Source organism: Longimicrobium sp. (assembly GCF_048594345.1).
GTDB lineage: Bacteria > Gemmatimonadota > Gemmatimonadetes > Longimicrobiales > Longimicrobiaceae > Longimicrobium.
In genome coordinates, this window is sequence record NZ_JBMDXM010000027.1 from 1 (window position 1) to 21,434 (window position 21,434).

At 68.1% G+C, this 21,434-nt stretch carries 20 protein-coding genes; 1 reads left to right on the forward strand and 19 read right to left on the reverse strand.

Annotated features, from left to right (window positions below; translation table 11 throughout):
* Positions 1-190 precede the first annotated feature (190 nt).
* The 13 genes from ACOJUJ_RS03000 to hemL form a co-directional block, all read right to left on the reverse strand.
* Positions 191-1,537, reverse strand: a complete 1,347-nt coding sequence (locus ACOJUJ_RS03000; protein WP_420125358.1) for an inositol-3-phosphate synthase — start codon at positions 1,535-1,537, stop codon at positions 191-193.
* Between the two features lie 8 nt (positions 1,538-1,545).
* Positions 1,546-2,223, reverse strand: coding sequence for a CDP-alcohol phosphatidyltransferase family protein (locus ACOJUJ_RS03005; protein WP_420125359.1), 678 nt, complete (start codon positions 2,221-2,223; stop codon positions 1,546-1,548).
* Positions 2,224-2,233: 10 nt separating this feature from the next.
* On the reverse strand, positions 2,234-2,593 hold the full coding sequence (locus ACOJUJ_RS03010; RefSeq protein ID WP_420125360.1) for a YlbF family regulator: 360 nt from the start codon (positions 2,591-2,593) through the stop codon (positions 2,234-2,236).
* A gap of 21 nt (positions 2,594-2,614) precedes the next feature.
* Complete coding sequence (gene prmC, locus ACOJUJ_RS03015; RefSeq protein WP_420125361.1) at positions 2,615-3,484, reverse strand: peptide chain release factor N(5)-glutamine methyltransferase; 870 nt, start codon at positions 3,482-3,484, stop codon at positions 2,615-2,617.
* A 549-nt stretch (positions 3,485-4,033) separates the two neighbouring features.
* A complete protein-coding gene (gene prfA / locus ACOJUJ_RS03020) occupies positions 4,034-5,095 on the reverse strand; it encodes a peptide chain release factor 1 (RefSeq protein WP_420125362.1) in 1,062 nt (353 codons plus the stop codon).
* A gap of 158 nt (positions 5,096-5,253) precedes the next feature.
* Positions 5,254-5,454, reverse strand: a complete 201-nt coding sequence (rpmE, locus tag ACOJUJ_RS03025; protein ID WP_420125363.1) for a 50S ribosomal protein L31 — start codon at positions 5,452-5,454, stop codon at positions 5,254-5,256.
* Between the two features lie 90 nt (positions 5,455-5,544).
* Positions 5,545-6,036 carry an HNH endonuclease gene (locus ACOJUJ_RS03030; RefSeq protein WP_420125364.1) on the reverse strand — a complete coding sequence of 164 codons (492 nt, stop codon included), beginning with the start codon at positions 6,034-6,036 and terminating at the stop codon, positions 5,545-5,547.
* Complete coding sequence (locus ACOJUJ_RS03035) at positions 6,033-6,272, reverse strand: hypothetical protein (protein WP_420125365.1); 240 nt, start codon at positions 6,270-6,272, stop codon at positions 6,033-6,035. Before ACOJUJ_RS03035 ends, ACOJUJ_RS03030 begins: the two co-directional genes overlap by 4 nt.
* A 504-nt stretch (positions 6,273-6,776) precedes the next feature.
* The gene (locus ACOJUJ_RS03040) at positions 6,777-7,211 is read right to left on the reverse strand and encodes a ferritin-like domain-containing protein (RefSeq protein ID WP_420125366.1); all 435 of its coding nucleotides are present in this window, start codon (positions 7,209-7,211) and stop codon (positions 6,777-6,779) included.
* Between the two features lie 46 nt (positions 7,212-7,257).
* The gene (locus ACOJUJ_RS03045; RefSeq protein WP_420125367.1) at positions 7,258-8,265 is read right to left on the reverse strand and encodes a Gfo/Idh/MocA family protein; all 1,008 of its coding nucleotides are present in this window, start codon (positions 8,263-8,265) and stop codon (positions 7,258-7,260) included.
* Positions 8,265-8,963 (reverse strand): hypothetical protein, encoded by a 699-nt coding sequence (locus ACOJUJ_RS03050; protein ID WP_420125368.1) that lies wholly within the window; start codon positions 8,961-8,963, stop codon positions 8,265-8,267. The genes ACOJUJ_RS03045 and ACOJUJ_RS03050 overlap by 1 nt, the downstream gene beginning before the upstream one ends.
* A gap of 467 nt (positions 8,964-9,430) precedes the next feature.
* Positions 9,431-10,813 carry a SpoIID/LytB domain-containing protein gene (locus ACOJUJ_RS03055; protein WP_420125369.1) on the reverse strand — a complete coding sequence of 461 codons (1,383 nt, stop codon included), beginning with the start codon at positions 10,811-10,813 and terminating at the stop codon, positions 9,431-9,433.
* On the reverse strand, positions 10,797-12,143 hold the full coding sequence (gene hemL, locus ACOJUJ_RS03060) for a glutamate-1-semialdehyde 2,1-aminomutase (RefSeq protein WP_420125370.1): 1,347 nt from the start codon (positions 12,141-12,143) through the stop codon (positions 10,797-10,799). The genes ACOJUJ_RS03055 and hemL overlap by 17 nt, the downstream gene beginning before the upstream one ends.
* Positions 12,144-12,167: 24 nt before the next feature.
* On the opposite strand from hemL, the gene ACOJUJ_RS03065 reads away from it, so the two are divergent.
* Complete coding sequence (locus ACOJUJ_RS03065; protein ID WP_420125371.1) at positions 12,168-12,365, forward strand: hypothetical protein; 198 nt, start codon at positions 12,168-12,170, stop codon at positions 12,363-12,365.
* Positions 12,366-12,422: 57 nt separating this feature from the next.
* On the opposite strand, the gene ACOJUJ_RS03070 is transcribed toward ACOJUJ_RS03065, so the two are convergent.
* The 6 genes from ACOJUJ_RS03070 to ACOJUJ_RS03095 all read right to left on the reverse strand — a co-directional run bounded on the left by ACOJUJ_RS03070 (position 12,423) and on the right by ACOJUJ_RS03095 (position 20,759).
* Complete coding sequence (locus ACOJUJ_RS03070) at positions 12,423-12,926, reverse strand: YajQ family cyclic di-GMP-binding protein (protein WP_420125372.1); 504 nt, start codon at positions 12,924-12,926, stop codon at positions 12,423-12,425.
* Positions 12,927-13,292: 366 nt separating this feature from the next.
* Positions 13,293-14,150, reverse strand: a complete 858-nt coding sequence (locus ACOJUJ_RS03075; protein ID WP_420125373.1) for a sigma-70 family RNA polymerase sigma factor — start codon at positions 14,148-14,150, stop codon at positions 13,293-13,295.
* A gap of 262 nt (positions 14,151-14,412) precedes the next feature.
* Complete coding sequence (gene lepB / locus ACOJUJ_RS03080) at positions 14,413-15,180, reverse strand: signal peptidase I (RefSeq protein WP_420125374.1); 768 nt, start codon at positions 15,178-15,180, stop codon at positions 14,413-14,415.
* A 390-nt stretch (positions 15,181-15,570) separates the two neighbouring features.
* Positions 15,571-18,120: a BamA/TamA family outer membrane protein gene (locus ACOJUJ_RS03085; protein WP_420125375.1), complete on the reverse strand. Its 2,550-nt coding sequence runs from the start codon at positions 18,118-18,120 to the stop codon at positions 15,571-15,573.
* Positions 18,121-18,263: 143 nt separating this feature from the next.
* Positions 18,264-18,455 carry a hypothetical protein gene (locus tag ACOJUJ_RS03090; RefSeq protein ID WP_420125376.1) on the reverse strand — a complete coding sequence of 64 codons (192 nt, stop codon included), beginning with the start codon at positions 18,453-18,455 and terminating at the stop codon, positions 18,264-18,266.
* Between the two features lie 462 nt (positions 18,456-18,917).
* Positions 18,918-20,759: a glycoside hydrolase family 15 protein gene (locus tag ACOJUJ_RS03095; RefSeq protein WP_420125377.1), complete on the reverse strand. Its 1,842-nt coding sequence runs from the start codon at positions 20,757-20,759 to the stop codon at positions 18,918-18,920.
* Between the last annotated feature and the right edge of the window lie 675 nt (positions 20,760-21,434).

The window sequence follows — 21,434 nt, forward strand, 5'->3', positions numbered from 1 at the left end:
CGCCGCACCGCCCATGGAAGAGTTGGATCCTGTCGGCTCATCACTCTAACGGTAAATATCGCTTACGCTAAGTCTCTTAAGGGCAATGATAAATTCCTCTAAATAGCGGAGCAAGGTTCACGTGCCTAAAGACGCCCGTCCTGGCGCGCGCACGGACGGGCGTCTCTCGAGTGGACTCGTAAGTCGAGTCTTACACCCCCGCGAGCGTGTCCGTCTCTTCCAGGTAGTAGTCCAGGCCCAGGTGCGTGATCTGGTCCTCGCCCATCATCCAGCGTAGCGTGTTCTTGAGCTTCATCTGCTGGATGAACAGGTCGTGCTCGGGGTACAGCCCCTCGCCGTACATGGGGCTCTTGAAGTAGAACGAAAGCCACTCCTGAATCCCGCTCATCCCCGCGCGGCTGGCCAGGTCCAGGAACAGCGCCAGGTCCAGCACCAGCGGCGCGGCCAGGATGCTGTCACGGCACAGAAAGTCGACCTTGATCTGCATCGGGTAGTCCAGCCACCCGCGGATGTCGATGTTGTCCCAGCCTTCCTTGGCGTCGCCGCGCGGTGGATAGTAGTTGATCCGCACCACGTGGGCGAACTTGCCGTACAGCTCGGGATAGGTCACGGGCTGAAGGATGTGCTCCAGCACCGACAGCTTGCTCTCCTCCTTGGTCTTGAACGAGCCCGGATCGTCCAGCACCTCGCCGTCGCGGTTCCCCAGGATGTTCGTCGAAAACCAGCCGTCCAGCCCCAGCATGCGCGCCTTGAGCCCCGGCGCGATGATGGTCTTCATCAGCGTCTGGCCCGTCTTGAAGTCCTTGCCGCAGATGGGCACGCCCTGCTGCTCGGCCAGCTCCAGCAGCGCGGGGATGTCCACCGACAGGTTGGGCGCGCCGTTGGCGTAGGGCACCCCCTCCATCAGCGCCGCGTACGCGTACAGCATGGACGGCGCGATGTCGGGATGGTTTTCGTCGATCGCGCGCTCGAATGATTCCAGCGTCTGGTGCACCGGGCCGGGGCGGATGAAGACCTCCGTCGATCCGCACCAGATCATCACCAGCCGCTCGCACCGGTTGCGGGCGCGGAAGGAGCGGATGTCCTCGCGCAGCGACTCGGCCCACTCGCGCTTGCTGGTGCCGGGCTTGATGTGGGTACCGTCCAGCCGCTTGACGTACTGCTGGTCGAACACCGCCGGCATGGGCTCGATGCCCATCAGAAAGTCGGCGATGGGCTCCACATGCGCGTGGCGGTCCAGCACGCCGCTGACGAGCGCGCTTTCGTACGCGTTGGCCGGGAACGGGTCCCAGGCGCCGAACACCAGGTCGTCCAGGCCGGCCAGCGGCACGAACTCCTTGATGGGCGGCACGCGGTTGTCGGTGCGCTTGCCCAGGCGGATGGTGCCCAGCTGCGTAACGCTGCCGATGGGGCGGGAGATTCCCCGCCGCACCAGCTCGACCCCGGCGATGAAGGTGGTGGACACCGCCCCCAGCCCCGGGAGCAGAATGCCCAGGCGCCCCTCGGCGGGGCGCGGCACGTAACTGTCGCTGCGCACGGTGCGTCTTACCTTTTGGCTGGTGTTCGTGCCGCACGGCGCGCGGGCCCCGCGGGGGCGGGGGCGGCCGGCGTCTGCGTGTGCTTGTAAACCCAGTAGATCCGGTACAGCAGCGTGAGGTTGGTGAGCACCGCCATCAGCAGCATCACCCAGGTGAGCACCAGCCCCTCACGCCACGATCCGAAGAACAGCGTCGCGATCCCCAGCAGCAGCACCCGCTCGGCCCGCTGCATGAGCCCCACCCGGCAGTCGATCCCCATTCCCTCGGCGCGGGCGCGGGTGTACGACACCAGCAGCGAACCGGCCAGCGCCAGCGCCACCACGTACACCATCCACGGCTCGCCGATGTTGGGCTCGTTGCCGTTGTACAGGCTGAACACGCCGAGGAAGACCATCACCTCGCTGATGCGGTCCAGCGTGCTGTCGTAGAACGACCCGAAGCGCGTAACCCGCTCCGTCTGCCGCGCCACGTAGCCGTCCACCACGTCAAAAAAGCCGCCCAGCAGCACCAGGGCGCCGCCCACCTGCAGGTTGCCGTAAAAGAACGCCAGCCCCGCCGCCATGGTCACGAAGAACCCGACCGTGGTGATGACGTTGGGCGAGATCCCGCTGCGGACGAACACGTCCAGCACCGGAAGCAGCAGCTTCGTCCCCTGCTCGCGAAAGTCGCTGGGCAGCTTGAACATGCGCGTTGCGTCAGGGCGCCAGGATGATGCGGCTCTGCTCTCCCGACTCGATCCCCTTGGCGATCTCCTCGTTCACGCGCATCATCAGCCGGTCAAAGTTGCTCTGCGCGGACGCCAGCGCCTGGTAGCCGGGCATCACCTGCACCTCGCCCACCAGCCGCTCGTACTCCTGCTGCTCGTCCTCGGGCGGCTCCTGCCCCTGCTGCATCAGCTGGGTAAAGCTTTCTTCCAGCGCCTGCAGCCGGTTAAGCCGGGTCACGGCTTCGCGGTCGTTGCTCAGCCCCTGGCTGGCGCGCTTGAACGCCTGGTATTCGCTGCTCTGCGCGATCTGGCGCCCAACCTCGCGCGCCCGTTCGGAAATCTGGTCCATCCGGAATCCCCTCGATCCGATTCAAAGTCGTTCGGCGAGCACGATGCGGTCGCGCCCCGCCAGGTCCGGCCGCACCCGCGGCGCGCCGAACGCACTGGTTTCTTCGATGACGGCCACCACGGCCGACCCCTGCGCCGCCCCGATCTCCATCGCCAGCAGCCCCCCGGGCTTGAGCGCCTCGGCGGCCTGCGGCACCAGACGGCGGATGACGTCCATCCCGCCCACCCCGGCAAACAGCGCCGTGCGCGGCTCCCAGTCGCGCACCTCGGGGTCCAGCGCGGCCGCTTCCTCGTCGCCCACGTAGGGGGGATTGGAAACTACCACGTCAAAGCGCTCGCCCCGCACCGGCGCCAGCAGGTCGCCGTGGCGAAATTCCACCGGCGCGGCCGGCGCGACGTGGGCGTGGTTCTCCTTCGCGGCCGCCAGCGCCTCCGCCTGCGCGTCGGTGGCGATCACGCGGGCAAACGGCCCCTCCGTGGCCAGGGCCAGCGCGATGGCGCCGGAGCCGGTTCCAACGTCCACCGCGACAAGATCGTGGCGGCCGCGGCTCCAGTCCAGCACCTCCTGCACCAGCTGCTCCGTCTCGGGGCGCGGGATGAGGACGCGTGGATCCACCCGCAGCACAAGGTCACGGAATGCCGCCGTTCCGTCAATGTACTGCAACGGTTCGCGCCGCGCACGCCTCCGCAGGCGCTCCTTGTACTCGGCCAGCTCTTCGGGCGACAGCGGGCGGTCGAACTGAAGGTACAGGTCCAGCCGCTTGAGCTTCAGCACACCCGCCAGCAGCAGCTCGGCGTTCAGCCGGGCGTTGTGCACGTTGCGCGCGCCCAGGTAGTCCGCCGTCCAGCGGATCATCTCGACGACGGTCCAGACCCGGGTTTCGGTCGACACAGACAGGGAATAGGGAACAGGGAATAGGGAATAGGGAATAGCGGGAACCCGTCCGCGGAGGGCTCCTCCCGGAGGGCTCCACCCCGCTCCTGCCGCGTGGAGAGGGTGAACAGCGTGAACTTTCGGCGCGGGCCGAGCGGAGGTCGTAGCCGATGAGTTCCGGGCTCGCCGACGAGCATCGAACTTCGTCCGCGGGCGCCCCCCCTCTCCCGGCCTCTCCCTCCCGAACTGCAGGGGGGAGAGGGGAAGTTCGACCCCGCTCCGGAAGGTGCGTCGCACCTCCCCCCCCCGCGCTGTTTGGGGGGGAGGGCCGGGGAGGGGGGCCGCCCACCATCCCGCGCCACCCTATCCGAAGCTCACCGACCCAGCCCTCACACCCAACCTCCCCCAGTCTTTTTTGGGGGAGGTGGGCGAGGTTTACGAGCCCGGAGGGGGCGCCGCCCCTCGCACCCCACCTCCCGAAGCACGCCGCCGCCCGTGCCGTGTATCCCCCCTTCCGCGCAGTTTGCGGGAGGGGGTGGCGCGCTCTCAGGCGCCGCCGGGGGAGGGTTACGCCGCCCGCTCCTCCTGGATGGCCAGCTTCAGCGCCTCGATCAGCTCGTCCAGGCCGCCGTCCAGCACCTGCTGCATGGCGTGCGTGGTGTAGCCGATGCGGTGGTCCGTCACGCGGCTTTGCGGAAAGTTGTAGGTGCGGATCTTGGCCGAGCGGTCGCCGGTGCCCACCTGCGCCTTGCGGTCGCGGGCGCGCTCGGCCTCCTGCTCGGCGATGCGCGCGTCCAGCAGGCGCGAGCGCAGCACGCCCATGGCCTTGTCCTTGTTCTTGTGCTGCGACTTCTCGTCCTGGCAGGTGACCACCAGGCCCGTGGGCAGGTGGGTGATGCGCACGGCGCTGTCCGTCGTGTTCACCGACTGGCCGCCGGGGCCGGAGCTGCGGTAGACGTCGATCTTCAGCTCGCCCGGGTTGATCTGCACGTCCACCTCTTCCGCCTCCGGCAGCACGGCCACGGTCGCCGCAGAGGTGTGGATGCGACCCTGCGTCTCGGTCGCGGGCACGCGCTGCACGCGGTGCACGCCGCTCTCGTAGCGCAGGTCCCCGTACGCGTTGGCGCCGCGCACCACGAACACCGCTTCCTTGTATCCGCCCGCGGAGCCCTCCGAAACGCTGACCACTTCGATTTTCCATCCCTGCCGGTCGGCGAAGCGCTGGTACATGCGGAACAGGTCGCCCGCGAAGAGCGCCGCCTCGTCGCCGCCGGTGCCGGCGCGCACCTCCACCACGGCGTCGCGGTCGTCCAGCGGGTCGCGAGGAATCAGCAGCAGCTTCAGCTCGTTCTCCAGCCGCTCCACGTCGGCGGTGAGGCGCTGGGCCTCGTCGCGGGCCATGGCGGCCATCTCCACGTCGTCCGCGCCCTCGGCCAGCATCTCCTGCGCGCCCTGAAGCTCCACGCGCGCACGGTCCAGCCGCGCCGCCGCCTCCACGACCTGCGCCAGCCGCGAATGCTCGCGCGAAATCTCGCGCATCCGCTTGGGATCCGCGTGGATGTTGGGATCGGCGAGCTGTACGGACAGGTCCTCGTAGCGGGCCCGGCTCTCGGTGATGCGGTCGATCATGAACGAAGCGCGAGGGTGCGAAGGTGCGAGCGTTGCCGAAAGTATCACCTGAGACAAAAGCCCGCACGTGGTCCGTGCAGGCTATCTCCTGTTCCCTGCCCTTCCTGGCCCGATAGAGAAAGAGCCGGGGTTCTTGGCCCCGGCTCTTTCGCTCCGTGTTACTTGGCGGCGTAACGCTGCCGGAACCGCTCGACGCGGCCCGCGGTGTCCATCAGCTTCTGCTTGCCCGTGTAGTACGGGTGGCAGTTGCTGCAGACGTCGACGCCGATGTCGCCCTTGGTGGTACGCGTCTGGAACGTATTGCCGCAGGCGCAGTGCACCGTCGCGGTCTGATAGTTCGGATGGATGTCGGCCTTCATTTATGCACCACCTTGAGCTGAGCTTGAGTACGGCCCCTTCAGACCATCCCCGCGGATCGGTACGCACGGGCGGTCAGGGAATCGTCGAATCTAACCCATTTTCTCCGTCCGGGCAACCTGTCGGCCCAGTCCGGAAGGCTGGGCCTTGCGCCGTGCGGCACGAGGAGGATAACGGCCCTCTTCCCGCAGCAGGGCGCGCTCAGCCTGGCGGTGAAACTCGTTGAAGCCAAGAAGCCGCGCGGTGACCCTCCCGACTTCCGTGCGGGGGTGGATGGTCAGAACGTCGGCCGAAAGCCGGAAGTGATCCGTCCAGGAATCCGCGCGAGGATCGAACAGCGCGACAACCCGCCGGGTCTGTGGAACGACGGAGGCAATGTCGGTCCCTTTCCGGCGATTACAAAGGGTGCATGACAGCGCCAGGTTGTCGAACTCGGTCCGCCCGCCGTGCTTCTCGCTGAGGATGTGGTCTACGGCGCAGCCCAGCAATGCGTCGTCCTGATGGATCAGGCAGTACTCGCAGATCTCTCCGGCCCTGCGCACCACCTCCCGCCGCAGGTTGGCACTGATGTACGTGCCACTCACGCGGACGCGTACCGCCTTGCACGAGCCTTGATGAGGCGCATCAGGTGCTCCAGCTGGAGGTAGTCATCCAGTTCCGCTTCCTCCTGGGGCTGCAGCGAACCGGCCTTCTGGCGTTGCAGCAGTTCCATGACGCGCTCACGGGCGGCGTCCGACGGACGAAAGGAAGCAATCCGATCGGGTGTGGGGCCGGCGGCGATGAAGTCGACGACCTCGAGGTAGACCGGAGTCACTTGCATCGATTCCTCTCCTGTACGTGGCCTGCCAAGGATAACAGGGAGAGTGAAATTGGACAATAAGACCAATTCCGCCATCGTGCGAACGGTGCCTTGGCTCTGTCCAGCACCTGAGCAGCCGACAGTCCGGAAGCGGTCTGCCGTCCACCCTTCCAGCAGTCGTAGAGCGAATCCCTCGACCCCGCTGATACCATCTCCCGGATTTCGATGTGCAGTGAGGAGAACGACTTTCACGCGGAGGCGCGGAGAAACAGAAGAGGCGCGGAGGGAACGCCCCAAACGCCTCCGCGCCTCATCAGTTCCTCCGCGCCTCCGCGTGATGTTTTCCGTCGTCCCTCTGATTGCACAATGAACTGCGAGAAATGGTATGATTCCGCCGCGGAGGATGGGATGAGCCTCAGGATGACAATCCCGGCTCGCTAAAAAGCGGACGGGCGCACCGCAATCCGCGGCGCGCCCGTTTCCATCATCCCGCTATTCCCTATTCCTGTTCCCTGCCGTTCCGCCCTACTGCGACTCCTTCCAGTCCATCAGCATGCGGCGGATGTCGTCGCGGTGCTGGCTTTCGTCCACCACCAGGTTCTCCAGCTGCACCTTGATGCTGATCTCGCCCAGCTCCTCGGCCTGCTGCAGGCGCTTGGTGTAGCGCTCGATGGTGTCGACCTCGGCCTGCAGGGCGTTCTCCAGCATCTCGCGGTTGGTGCGCGGGATGGGCACCGGCTTGACCTCGGTGGTGGGCACGCCGCCCAGCGACACGATCTTGTCGGCCAGAAACGCCGCGTGGCCCAGCTCGTCCGGGATCTCGCCCTCGAAAAAGCCGCGCAGCTCCTGGCGCCACGGGCCCGTGACCAGCGCCGCGTAGGTGCGGTACATCACCACGGCCTGGTACTCGGCCGCCAGGTCCTCGTTCATCCCCTCGACCAACTCTTTCACGTCCGCCATCGTCCCGTCCTCCCTTGTCCGTTTGGCTGCAGCGCGACCCTCGCGGCTACAGCTCGATCTCGCGCTGCTCCGTGGCGGAGCGATACGCGGCCTCGACCAGGCGCATCAGCACGAGGTGTTCCCGAGGCGAGTCAGGGGTGCGCTCTCCGCGCACCACGTCCACAAAGTGCGCCAGCTCGTTGCGGTAGCTGGCGGTGAACAGGTTCTCGCGCGCGGCGGGGATCTGCGGCGTGACCTCCACCAGCCCGGCCGGCATCTGCTTGAACACCGCCAGCGGCGACAGCGACCCGGAACCGCCGGAGCCCAGCAGGTGCAGGTACTGGCGATCGCGCTGGGCCAACAGGTTCCAGGTGCACTCCAGGTTGATGGCGCGGTCGCCCTCCAGCCGCACCACCACCGCCGCCGAATCCTCGACCTCGCTCTCCGGCCCCGCGTACATGTGCGCCGTCACCCGCTCCGGCCTGGGAAAGCCCAGCGTCCACATGGCCAGGTCCAGCATCTGCAACCCCAGGTCCATGAACGCGCCGCCGCCCGCCGTGGCCTTGCGGTCGCGCCAGGTGCGGCCGCGGGGGCGATACCGGTTCAGCCACCCCGTGCGCAGGTAGTACACGTTCCCAAGCTCCCCGCCGGAAACGAACTGGCGAAGGGCCACGGAGTCGGGCCTGAAGCGCTGGTTCATCGCCACCATCAGCCGCTCCTCCGCACCCTTCTCCTCCAGCAGCGACTCCACGCCCTCAACGGTCAGCGCGAGCGGCTTTTCGCACAGCACGTACTTGCCGGCCTGCAGCGCCGCGCGCACCTGGTCCTCGTGCCGGTTGCTGGGGGTGCAGACCACCACGGCGTCGATGTCGTCCGTCAGCACCTCTTCGAAGCTGGTCGCGACCGTCGGCACCTCGAAGCGCTGAGCGATGGTGCGCGCCGTGTGCGCGTCGCGGTCGGCCACGGCGGCCACCTGCACCCCGCGCATCCGCGACAGAATCGGCAGGTGCACCACCTGGGCGATGCTCCCCGCGCCCAGCACGGCCAGGCGTACGGGGGGACGGGCGGCGGCCATCAGCGGCCTCCCGTGGTGGCGGGGGCCGGCGGCGGCGCGACGACCGGCCGCTGGTACTCCGGCGGAAAGCGCCACGCGCCGCCCAGCCCCAGGCTGATGTAGCGCGTGTTGCCAGTGAGCACCGCGCGCGCCTCGCCCAGCACCCGCAGGTTGCCGGCGGCGGGAAACTCCAGCCCGCCCACCAGGTCCAACCCGGGGGCAATCCCGTCCAGCAGGTCTTCGATAAACGTGTCGTCCACGAACTCGCCGCTCCCGTTAAGCAGGTGAAGCGATACGCCCAGCCCGGCGTACGGCTCCACGAAGTAGTCGGTGGTCCACAGGTAGTGCGCGTCCACCTGCAGCGAAAGGTCGCTCACCTCCACGTCGCCCAGCTCGATACCCGGGCACGGAACGCCGCCGCGGTCGCACGCGGCCTCGATGCGCGTTTCCATGCGCTCCACCTCGCTGTCGCGCAGCTGCGACGCCCAGTACGTAAGGCCGGGGGTGATGCGGACGTTGGGCCCCAGCAGCCCCAGGTCCACGCGCACGTTCAGCCCCAGCGCCGGGTCCGCACGGGAGGGAAACACCTCCATCAGGTGCGCGCCCACGCCGCTGAGCACCAGATTCTCGTAGTCGTAGTCCGCCATGTCCTGCGCCCGCGCGACCTGCGGAGCGAGAAGAAGGGCGGCGAGGAGCGCTGATCGTTTCAGCCGTGGCATCGGGTTGGTGGTTGGAGTCTGTTGATCCGTTTCGATGGCGGATGGAGGCGCGGCGGCTGGCATCGAACTGCGTCCGCCGGGGTGCCCCTCCCCCGACCCCTCCCCGTTCGTTCCTCACGGAGAGGGGAGAATTCGATCCCGCTGCGACAAGCATCGGACTGGCGCCCGCAAGCCGCCCCCTTACTCGCCCAGGCTCGCACCTCCCCCAAAAACCCCTGGGGGAGGTGGACTTCAATTCCGCTCCGCCCTGCACACCCCTCCCGCGCAGTTTGGGGGAGGGGTCGCCGGGCCGTTGCGAGGAACGAGCAAAAGGCTCCGGCGGGGGAGAGGGCCCCCGCGTCGCAGACGCGGACCTCTCCCCTCGCACCCACCCGTCCCCCCGTGCCGTTTATCCCCCCTCCCGCGCAGTTTGCGGGAGGGGGTGGCGCGCTCTCAGGCGCCGCCGGGGGAGGGCCGCCGGGGGCCTATCAGTACGACTTCCGGATCTCCGTCCCCGGATAGTACGTCCGCAGGATGGTGCGGTAGTCCTGGCCGGCGCGGGCCCGGCCCATGGCGCCCACCTGGCACATCCCGATCCCGTGCCCCCAGCCGCCGCCCTCGGCGATGATGTCGGTGACCTGGCTGCCGCGGCGCACCACGTTGATGTCGAACTTGCTGCTGTTCAAAATCCCGCCGCGGTTGGGCGGCAGAATCCACCGCACCCGGTCCCTGCCCACGTGGAACGAGCCGGCGTCCGTGGTGATGCGCAGCCGCCGCACCCGCTCCGACGGCGTCCGCTCCAGCACCCGCATGTCCTCGATGCGGGTGATGCGGCGGTTTTGCAGCGAGTCCGCCAGCGTGCGGTTCAGGATGTTCACCATCTGCTCGTGCGTCCACCGCTCTTCCCAGCGGTAGCGGCTGCTGGAGCGGTCGTACGCCTGTCCGTTCGCGTCCACGTCGCGCACCGAAACCAGGTACGGCACCGGCGCGTTGTTCCACACCTCGTCGATCGCCGCCGTACGGCCCGCGCAGGTGGAGTGGTAGTAGGCGGTGATCGGCTGGCCGTTGTACGTCAGGATCTCGCCCGCCGTTTCACGCACGGCGCGGTTCACCGTCTCGTTTTCCGCCGCCGCGCCGCCGTACACCTGGTCCTCCACCGTGGCGTAGACGTCGAAGCCCTGCTGCTGGCGCCGGCCCAGGTAGGTGACCGCGTACGTCCGCGCCGCCACCGCCTGCGCCTTGATGGCCTCGTAGATGTCCAGGTCAAAGCGGCCGATCTCCCGCGGCACCACGCCCAGCAGGTACGTCTCCATGTCCAGCCGGTTTACGACGGTGAGCCCGCCGCCCGCCGCCTGCTGGATGCGCAGTTCGCCGCGGTACGGCGCGTTGCGCACCGTCAGCGTGCCGCCGGCGGAAGCCGGACGGACGACCAGCGGGGGCCGCAGCCCCACCCCCGCCGCCTGCGACGGCGGCTGCATGGCGCTGCCCGCCGGCCCGCCGCGGGATTCCATGGTGATGGTGGAGCCCACGTCGCGGAACGAAACCGTCTGCCCGCCGCGCAGCCGGCCGATCTCGCGGCCGTCCTCCGTGTGCACCGCAAAGTCGCCTGCGGAGGTGATCTCCACCGCGCTGGTGTCCACGATCAGCCCCACCCGCACCGCCGTCGCGTTGGCCACCGGCGGCACGTTGCCGGGCGCCGGCGGCGTGGGCCGGGGCGGCGAGGGGGCGATGACGCCGGTGTCGCGCGGCGCGGGACGCGCCGTGTCGCCGATCACCACCACGGGAACGGTGGGCACGCGGGTGCCGCGCGGCGCGCACGCCGCGGGCGCAAGGATCGCCAGCAGCGCCGCGGTGCTACGCCAGTGCCTCATCCAGCGCGTCGCGCGCGCGTGAGATGGTTTCCTCGACATCCTGCTCCGTGTGGGCGGTGGACATGAACCCGGCCTCGTACGCCGACGGCGCGAAAAAAACGCCGCGCCGCAGCAGCGCGTGGTAGAATCTCCGGAACGTCTCCACGTCCGACGTCTTTGCGTCGTCGAACGATCGCACCGGGCCAGCCGCAAAGAACACGCCCCACATCGACCCGTAGCTGCCGCCGCTGGCCGGCACGCCCCGCTCCGCCGCGTTGGCCAGCAGCCCCTCCACCAGCCGCCGCGTCCGCGCTTCCAGCAGGGGATACGGGTCCTCGTCACGCAGAATGCGCAGCTGCGCCAGGCCGGCCGCCATCGCCAGCGGGTTGCCCGACAGGGTGCCCGCCTGGTAGACGGGCCCCACCGGCGCAATCCAGTCCATCACCTCCCGCCGCCCCCCGTACGCGCCGACGGGAAGCCCGCCGCCGATTACCTTGCCCAGCGTGGTGAGGTCCGGGCGGACGCCAAAGCGCTCCTGCGCGCCGCCGGGCGCCACACGAAATCCCGTCATCACCTCGTCGAACACCAGCAGCGCGCCGTCCGCCTCGGTAATCCGCCGCAGCGCCTGCAAAAAGCCGTCGTCCGGCGCGATGAAGCCGGCGTTCCCGACGACCGGCTCCAGGATCACGCAGGCGATCGTGCCGGCGTACGCGCGGAACGTCGTCTCCACCGCCTCCAGGTCGTTGAACGGCGCCGTCAGCGTCAGTTTGGACAGCTCCTCCGGCACGCCGGGCGAGTTGGGCAGCCCCAGCGTTGCCACGCCGCTGCCGGCCTTGACCAGAAAGCTGTCGCCGTGGCCGTGGTAGCACCCGTCGAACTTGAGGATCAGCTCCCGCCCGGTGTACCCGCGCGCCAGGCGGACGGCGCTCATCGTCGCCTCCGTGCCGCTGTTGACGAAGCGCAGCCGCTCCATGGACGGAAAAAAGCCGCGCACCGCCTCCGCCAGCTCCACCTCGACGCCCGTGGGCGCGCCGTAGCTGGTGCCGCGCGACGCCGCGTCCGCCACCGCCTGGACGACCGCGGGGTGCGCGTGGCCCAGGATCATGGGGCCCCAGGAAAGAACGTAGTCGATGTACTCGTTGCCGTCCGCGTCCCACAGGCGCGAGCCCAGCGCCCGATCGACGAAAAACGGGTCGCCGCCCACGCCTCGAAAGGCGCGCACCGGCGAGTTCACCCCGCCGGGCGTGACGTCGCAGGCACGGCTGAAAAGGGCGCGGCTGTTCGCGTTCCGGTCTGCGGCTGGCGGTGTGGCCGCGCTTTTGCCTTGTCCCCGCCCGTCCAAGTTGTTCATGCCCCCCAGCACTGGAGATTTGCGATGACGAAGCGCTTCTGGATCCTGCTCATGGCGGCCCTGATGGCCGGTGGTACCGCGGCGTGCAACGACAACGCCGAGGACCACGCGAACGAGGCGGCCGAGGAAGCCCGCTCCGGCGATACCGAAGAGGCCGCGGAAGAGTCGGCCGAAGCCCGGCAGGATTCCGCGCAGGGCGACCTTACCGAAGGGCCTAACTGAGCGCTTGTCTGATGCAACGCCCCCGCGTCCGGTCCGGGCGCGGGGGCGTTGGCGTTTTTACGAGCGAAAGTTGCCGAACGAAAGCTCCAGCCCGAAGTCCTGCTTTTTGAGGTGCGCGATCACGGCCTGAAGGTCGTCGATGCTGGCGCTGCTCACGCGCACCTGCTCGTCCTGGATTTGCGCGTTCACCTTCTTGAAGCCGCCCTCCTTGATGGACTTGACGATCTCCTTGCCCTTTTCGGTGCTGATGCTCTGCACCAGGGTGATGGTCTGCCGCGCCTTGCCGCCAAACGCCTGCTCCACGGTGCCGTAGTCCAGGTTGCGGATGGGCACCCCGCGCTTGATGAGCTTGCTCTGGATGATGTCGACCAGCGCGGTGAGCTTGTACTCGTCGTCGGCCAGCAGCTTGAGCGTTCCGTCCTTCTTGCTGAACTCGATCTCGACCGTGGCGCCCTTGAAGTCGTAGCGCTGGGCCACTTCCTTGTGCGCCTGGTTTACGGCATTGTCCACCTCCTGCAGGTCTACGCTGGAGGTGATGTCGAAGGTAGAGGTCTTGGCCATCGTTCTATCCGTCGGATGTCGGGTCCGTAGCAGTTGGGCTCGCGAGCGCCAATGTAGGCGAACCGCGCCGCGCGGGGCAACCTGCGCGCGTGCACATCAACGAAAAAGATAAGCCTCACACGGAGTCAACGGCGTTAACGGAGTTGCCCGTGCAAACAGAAGGCTCTTCTCGTTTCCTCCACATCCCGAACCGATGATTTGGCACAGCGTTCGGGGATCGGCACGAGAAAACTCCGTTAACTCCGTTGACTCCGTGTGAGGCCCAAATCTCTGGAAGTCTGGGGATGAAATGCGATGGTTAGGGATAAGCAAAACCCCTCCCCCGGAAGCCGGGAGAGGGTTTTTCTGATTGCGTGGAGATCGTGATCAGGTCAGGAACGTTTCCAGGAAGCGGGCGCGGGATTGATGGCGCAGACGAAGCAGGGCCTTTTCCTTGATCTGCCGCACCCGCTCGCGCGTAATGCCAAAGTTCTCGCCGATCTGCTCCAGCGTCATGGGCTCGGTGTCGCCCAGGCCAAAGTACAGGCGCAGCACCTTGGCCTCGCGCTCCGACAGCGTGCCCAGCGCATCGTCGATGGTGCGCTTGAGGGCCGAGTCGTAAACCTCGTCGTCGGGGCCGGGGGAGAGAGCGTCGGAAAGGTAGTCCAGCAGCTGCCCGTCTTCGCCGGGGACCAGCGGGGCGTCGAGGGAAAGGTACACCTGCGACATGGCCAGCGCGTGGCTGATCTCGTCCTCGGGCACCTCCAGCTCGGCCGCGATCTCCGTAAGCGTGGGCTCGCGACCCAGCTCCTGCGTCATGGCGCTGGACCGCTTGCCGATGCGGTGCACCGCCCCCGCGCGGCTCAGCGGCACACGCACGATGCGCGACTGCTCGGCCAGCGCCTGCAGGATGGCCTGCCGGATCCACCAGACCGCGTAGGAGATGAACTTGATCCCCTTGGTCTCGTCGAACTTTCGGGCGGCCCGCATGAGGCCGATGTTGCCTTCGTTGATCAGGTCCGCCAGCGACACGCCCTGGTTCTGGTACTTCTTGGCCACGGCGACCACGAAGCGCAGGTTGGCGCGCACCAGCTTTTCCAGGGCCAGGGGGTCGCCCTCGCGAATCTGCCCGGCAAGGCGGCATTCCGCCTCGCGGTCAATCAGCGGATACGCGCTGATCTCGCGAAGGTACTGGTCCAGCGACTCGGACTCGGCCTGGATTTTCTTGGGAGGGCTGAACGACATCGGCGTGCTCCGGGAGACGGAAGCGAGGGTGCCGTGAGGTGCGGAAACCCGGTGGGGACGCGCGACTTACCCTGTGCGCAAACCGAGAGGTGGGACATACTTTCCCGCACCGGACGTTTAACTGCACGGAACATGGAAAGGCGGGAGTGTGGTGTCAACCCCCCGGGGGAACTTTTTCGGCCCAACCATGAAATCGGCACCAAATCAGCATTGAAACGGCTATTTTGGGCCACCGGCGACACAATTTATTGCCGAACGGTGTTCAGCGGATGATGGAGCCAATCCGGTCCCAGCGCACGCTGGTAAGCCAGGGAAGCGCGTTGGCCAAATCGTGTTCAAACGAGTAATACACGAACATGGGCCGCCCTTTGACCGCGCTCTGGTCAAGAAACCCCCAGTAACGCGAATCTTCGGACCGGTCGCGGTTGTCGCCCAGCGCGAAGAACTTGCCCGGCGGCACCACCAGCGGGCCCCAGTTGTCGCGCGACGGATGGTAGGTGCGCCACGTGAGGGCGCGGTCCAGGGTGTGGTCAAGCTGCCACAGCATCTTGGGGTCCGCCTGGTCGCCCAGCGGGTCGGTGTGGCGCGCGTACGGCTCGTCCTGCCGCACACCGTTGCGCATCAGCACCTTGTCGCGCATCTCCAGCGTGTCGCCGGGAACGCCCACGATGCGCTTTACGTAGTTCTTGTGCGGATCGTGCGGCGGCAGAAACACCACCACGTCGCCTCGCCCAGGGTTGGAGAAGGCGGGAAGGCGGCGGTGGGTCAGCGGGATCTCAGCGCCGTACACGGCCTTGTTGACCAGCAGAAAGTCGCCGATGAGCAGGGTGCCTTCCATCGACCCCGTGGGGATCTTGAAGGCCTCTACCAGAAAGGTGCGGACGGTAAGGAAAAGGAGAATGGCCGTGCTGATGGCCTTGGTCCACTCCCACATCCAGCGGCCGGTGCTCATGGCGCCGCGCGCGTGGTCCACGGGCGCGGGCGCGCGGCGCTCGACAAGGCCGTCTGGGCCGCTCGCGGAGCCGGACACCGGAGGAGTGGAGGATTCTTGCATGGAATACGTCGCGTGCCGCGGGCGTTCACTGCGCAGAGATGCCGCCGGACGGCGGGTGGATGCTGTACACGCCATCCATGCCGCCGTTCCTCCCGAAATCTCTCCCCATCCGCCGCCGTCCGTTCACGAATCGCGCCAGCCGTGTAGCTCGCCCGCCGCCATTCATCCACTGTGGCCACGCCCGCGCTTCGAATCGCGAGAAGCCCCGCCCCGGCTCGCTTTGCACGCGCCGGGCGGGGCTCTCAGCATGATGGCCTGGCGGACCTCCGTCCCGCGCGCAAAACGCGCCGCGAACGGCGGAATGCCCGTCGGGCATCATCATCATTCCGATACAACAGTGACAGGCCTCTCGATCGCTCCCGAACCTCAGTACGGCAAGCCGATGCCCAGGTACCAGCGTGTCACGTCGCCTTGCGCGATGGTGAGGGTGCCGGCGTAGCCCAGCGTCTCGAACCAGAGGCCGCCGCCGTAGTCCGTGTGCCAGCCGCCGGGCGAATCGTCGTTCATCCACACGCGGCCGGCGTCGGCCAGGGCAAAAACGCCCAGGCGGCCACGCACCAGCAGCTTTACCTGACCCAGCGGCTGGCGCAGCTCCGCGCTGCCGAACGCAGCCGCATCACCCGCGAAGCGCTGGAACGGGTAGCCGCGCAGCGAGCCCGGCCCGCCCAGGAAGGCCGCCTCGTGGAACGGAAAGTTGCCCTGCACCATCTCGCCGCCGGCGCGCAGGGCCAGGATGGGCCCCGCACCCAGCGACAGGTACGTCCGCGCCTCGCCAGCCACGGAACCGAACGGAGTCAGGTCGGTCGCATAGCCCTTTGCCCGCGCGCCCAGCCACCATCCGCGCCGCGTGACCGCCAGCGTGTCGCGCCCGTCCAAGCGCACGTCGGCCAGCAGCCCGGCGCCCATCCACGCATCCGCTCCCCGCGGCTCCGCCACCCCACCGAACGCCGGCTCCCGCGGGTCCAGTGCGCGCACCACGGGCCCGAAGCGGTACGCCGCGCGGCGTCCGATCGGCCCGTACCACAGCGCCTCCGCGCGCAGCTCACTGCTGGTGACCTCGTAGACTTCCTCGGTCTCGCCCGGCGAATCGTTGCCGAAGCCGTGAAAGCGGGTGAGCTGAAAGGTGCGCGCCCCGCCCGCCAGCCGCAGCCCGCCGCCCGTCCCCGTCCGCTTGAAGTCCGCGATCCCCTCCACGCCGAATCCGTCTTCCAGCGGCGCGTAGAGCGCACGCAGGCTGATCTGCCGCGCGTACGGCTGCCGGCGGAATCCGTAGCGCGTCCACACCGGCCCAACGGACAGGACCGGACCCACGTTCGACTCCCAGACGGCCCAGGGCGATACCGGCGCAAAGTCGCTTCCCCAGTCGCGCGGCGGGGGCGGATTGCCCCAGGGCGGGCGGACGGGAGCGGGATCGTACTCGCGCGTATCCACCCGCGCCTCGCGGCCGGGGGTGAGGCGGTTGTCGCCGCGGTCGTCGTGAAACACGGTCATCCGCCCGCCGCCTGCGGAGGATTCATCCACCAGCTCGTCGTCCCCGCCCCCGCCGATCAGCCGCACCTGGATGCTGTGCGGCGCGGTGCCCGTCACCGTCGCGCGGTCGTCGCCGCCGTGCAGGTAGACGCGCACCTCCCGCGTCTCCGCGGGGAGAAAGCGGCGGCGGAAGTAGGGTGTGCGCGCCTCCGGAGAGGCGAACAGCCGCACGTCCACCAATCCGTCCGCCAGCCGCTCGATCTCCGCGCGATCCGCTTCGTCGGTGCCGCGCACGTCCACGTCGCTGGCCAGCTGGCCGTAGAACCAGCCCGACATCTCGTCCAGCCGGTCGCGCCGCCAGCGGAGCGATCCCGCCAGCTCCTCGCCGCCCACGGGCTGGTACTCGCGCGGCAGCCCGCCCACGGCACGGGCGATGACGGCGTCGGTGATGCGGGCGCGCACGGAGGCAGTCACGCTGTCCCACGCGGCGCGGTCCAGGTCGGCCAGCAGCCGCCGGTCCAGCTCGGAGGACAGGTGGATGAGCCCCGGCCTGTCGTACCAGCGCGGGCCAAAGCGGGTGAGCGTGGGAACGAACGCGCGCCCGGTGGCGGACGAGATCCCCTCGTAGTCCGAGAACGCGTTGTCCCGGTCGCGGGGGATGGGGCGCCAGGTCCAGCGGTCGCCGCGCTTGAAGCCGGCCCAGCGCCACTGGTCGTTGTGGCGGTCCCAGTCGCCCGTGATCAGGTCCACCAGCCGCGCGGTCAGGTAGTCGCGGCTGTCCACGCGCTCATCGGGATCCTCCTCCAGCCGCTCCAGCAGCCGCTCGGACCCCACCACACGGTCCGCGTCGGCGAAGGAGCGCGCGGGGAGGCGGCGGTTGGGCGCGTCCTCATCCACCTCGCGGTCTACCGGCCGCTCTTCCACCTGTCCCAGCCGCCCGGCAAACTGGTCGCGGAACTCGCCCAGGAACGGGTGGTCCGGCATCACGTACATCACCGGCGTCACGTGCAGCACGCCCACCGCCTCCAGCAGCGTGGGCACCACCAGCGCCGAGCCCGGGTGCTTGGCGCTCACCAGGTCCTGGACGATCCAGTCCACAAAGCTGCCGTGCAGATCTTCCGGCAGGCCGCGCTCGGCGTTCTTGTCCAGCGAGCGGAAGACGTACTCGCGGCCGTCGGCGCCCAGCATGCGCAGCGACTCGGTGGCCAGCCCGCCGCCCGCCTGCTCGACGGTCAGCCCGCCGGCAAAGGTGGTGGGATCGAGAAAGGGGACGCGGATGGGCGTGGTCCACTCGGCGCGGTACTCCTCGCCGTTGAACACGCGCGAAAAGGCGCCGCCGCGGTAGTGCGCACCGGCGACCACCGTGGTGTCCTGCGCCGCCGAAGGGAAGGGAGCCGCCACGCAGGCGAGCCCCGCGGCGATGGCCGCAAACGTCCGCAGACGCACGAGATGCGCTCCAGGGCAGAGAGATGGCGAAGTGCCAGACTGCGTGTGTCTACGGAACAAGTGTGCCGGGGGGAAAGAAACCAGGATCAGGTGCCCAGGATCAAGACCCGCGATCCTGGGCACCTGATCCTGGGCACTGCCGTTCAGACCTTCCGCCGCGTGCCGCCCATGAAGTGCGTGACGACGGAGTAGAGGATGAAGATCAGCCCGGCGATCACCAGCAGGTGCACCAGAAAGCCGACCACGTTGAACACGATCTTGAACACGATCTTGAGCACGAACCAGGCGACGACCAGCAGCACGCCGATCCGGAGCCACCGCTTCCAGTTTTCCATGTTGCCTCTGGGTGGAAAGGGATACGCGGAACGAAGGGTCAAGAACCGCGCCGGGGCCCTCCCCCGGCGGCGCCTGAGGAGCGCGCCACCCCCTCCCGCAAACCGCGCGGGAGGGGGGATACACGGCACGGACGGCGATGCGGTTCGGACGGTTGGGCGCGAGGGCGGCGCCCCCTCCGGGCGAGCACCACTCGCCCACCTCCCCCGAAACTGCCGGGGGAGGTTGGGTGTTGGGCTGGGATAGCTGCGCTTCGAACAGGATGGTGCGGAATGGTGGGCCGCCCCCCTCCCCGGCCCTCCCCCGCAAACTGCGCGGGGGAGGGAGGTGCGACGCACCTTGTCGTAGCGGGCTCGAACTTCTCCCCTCTCCGTGAGGAACGAACGGGGAGGGGCCGGGGGAGGGGCACCGCGTCGGACGACAGTTCGATGCGAGTCGAAGCGCCCTGAATCCTTCGATCCCCCCTACGCCCCCCACCCCGCGGAATCCAGCCGCCGGTCGATGTCGTAGGCGGCGCTGATCAGGGACAGGTGCGTGAACGCCTGGGGAAAGTTGCCCAGGTGCTCGCCACTGGGCCCCAGCTCCTCGGCGAAGAGGCCTACGTGGTTGGCGTAACTCAGGATCTTTTCGAACACGAATCGCGCCTGCTGCAGGTCGCCGCCGCGCGACAGGCACTCGGCGTACCAGAATGAGCAGATGGTGAACGTCCCCTCCTCGTCCGTGAAGCCGTCCGTCTCGCCGCCGCGGATGGCGTAGCGGCGCACCAGCGAGTCTTCTACCAGCTCGCGCCGCACCGCGTTCATCGTCTGCACCCAGCGCGGGTCGTTGGGGCTGATGAAGCGCAGCAGCGGCATCAGCAGGCAGCTGGCGTCCATCACGTCCGACCCCGGGGTCTGCACAAAGGCGCGCTTGCGGGGGTTCCAGAACTCGTCGAACACGCTGCGGTAGATGGTGTTGCGCACCTCCAGCCACCGCACCATGGGCGCCGGGAGCGAGCGGTGCTGCGCCAGGCGGATCGCCCGGTCCACCGCCACCCAGCACATCACCCGCGAGCTCAGGTACGCCTGCTCGCCGCGGCGGATCTCCCACAGGCCGTGGTCCGGGCGGCGCCAGTTCTCGCACACCCAGTCCACCACGCCCGTCAGCGTGTTCCACAGGTCGTACGACATGGGCTCGCCGTACTTGTCGTACAGGTACACCGAGTCCATCAGCGCGCCAAAGATGTCCATCTGCAGCTGCACCGCGGCGCCGTTGCCCACGCGCACGGGGCGCGAGCCGCGGTACCCCTCCAGGTGCGTCAGCTCCGATTCCGGCAGCAGGTGCCGGCCGTCCAGGCCGTACAGCGGCTGCAGCGGCACGCCGTCGCCCTCTTCCGCCACGCGGTCCGCGATCCAGTGGATGAACCGCCCCGTCTCGTCCGTCAGCCCCAGGCGAATGAGCGAGTACAGGGTGAACGCGGCGTCGCGCACCCAGGTGTAGCGGTAGTCCCAGTTGCGCGCCCCGCCCATGCTCTCCGGCAGCCCGAAGGTGGGTGCCGCGATCAGCGAGCCGTGCTCCTGTGACACCAGCAGCCGCATCACCAGCGCCGAGCGGTTTACCTCGTCGCGCCAGCGGCCCTTGTAGGTGCTGCGGCCGATCCACGTGCGCCAGAAGTTCACGGTGCGCTTGAAGGCGTCCGCGGCGTAGCGCTGGCTGGCGTGCGGCCCCGCGCCCGGCCGGGAGGATGCTTCGAGGATGAAGGTCGCGCTCTTCTCGTGCGCCAGCTCGAACTCCGCGACCGCGTCGCCGTTCTCGATGCGCAGCGGCACCGACCCGCGCAGCCGCAGAAACGCCAGTCCCGCCGCCTCCGCGTCGTCGGGGACGAACGCGACGCCGTCCTCGCCATCCTGCTCCGCGCGGTGGTGCACGGCGCCGTAGCCAAAGCGCGGCGAGCAGCGCAGGCGAAACTTCACGCTGCTGCGCACCGCCTTTACGCGCCGCACCAGCCGCCGCACGCCCTCCGTCTCGCCCATGGGCATGAAGTCGCTGATCTCGGCGACGCCGTCGGCGCTCAGGGTTCGGGTAAGGAGGACGTTGGTTTCCGGCAGATACAGCTGCTTGCGCCGCGCATCGTCGCCCAGCTGCGGATCGATGCGAAACGCGCCGCCGCGCTCCGCGTCCAGCAGCGACGCAAACACGGACGGCGAGTCGAAGCGCGGCGCGCAAAAAAAGTCGATGGCGCCGTCCAGCCCCACCAGCGCGACCGTGTTCAGGTCGCCGATGATGCCGTGGTCTTCGATCGGTAGGTAGCGGGAGTCTGCGGGCATCGGCTCCGGTGGGCGCTGTGTTGTCGCCGCGCCGAGCGCAAAACGCGCACCTTTTCCGGGATCCCGGAAAAATCCATCGACAATGGGGTACGGATAAAGCCAGAAACACGGAGACTCATGACCTCGTCCGTGTCTCCGGCTTTTTGCCTTGCTACGTTGCTCACCGAGCGAAGCTCATCGGGCGCGCTCGCTGATCGTGGAGTGAATGGAGGGTTCTCCAGATCGCGCATCAGGTGGTGCGATCGACACGCTTCCGCCGCACGGCGGACAGCATCCACCGATCCACATGCTTTTCAAAAAAATGCGGATGGCTCCCTGCCGCATTCCGTCTCTTTCGCGTTCCCTACACCCTTACAAAAGTGAGTGCCTCGCCGACAGCCGCCCCCTGCACCCGACACTCCGGCATCCGGCTTCGCACTGTGGCCGCCGAGGAAACGCCCCGAAGAAACTCTGTTGACCCTGTTGACTCTGTGTGAGGCTCATCCTTCCAAGACCCGTACCACACAGGCAGAGGGAACCGCACGAGACAACTCCGAGTCCAGTCTAAAAAGCCTCTTGGGTTTCTGCAGATTCTTCTTGGATATTGCCTAAGTCAATGCTATATTGTGATTTAGACAGCGGTCCCCCTCTCCCCGCCGCCCCTGCACCTACCGTGTTTCGTCCGAACGAGGCGCA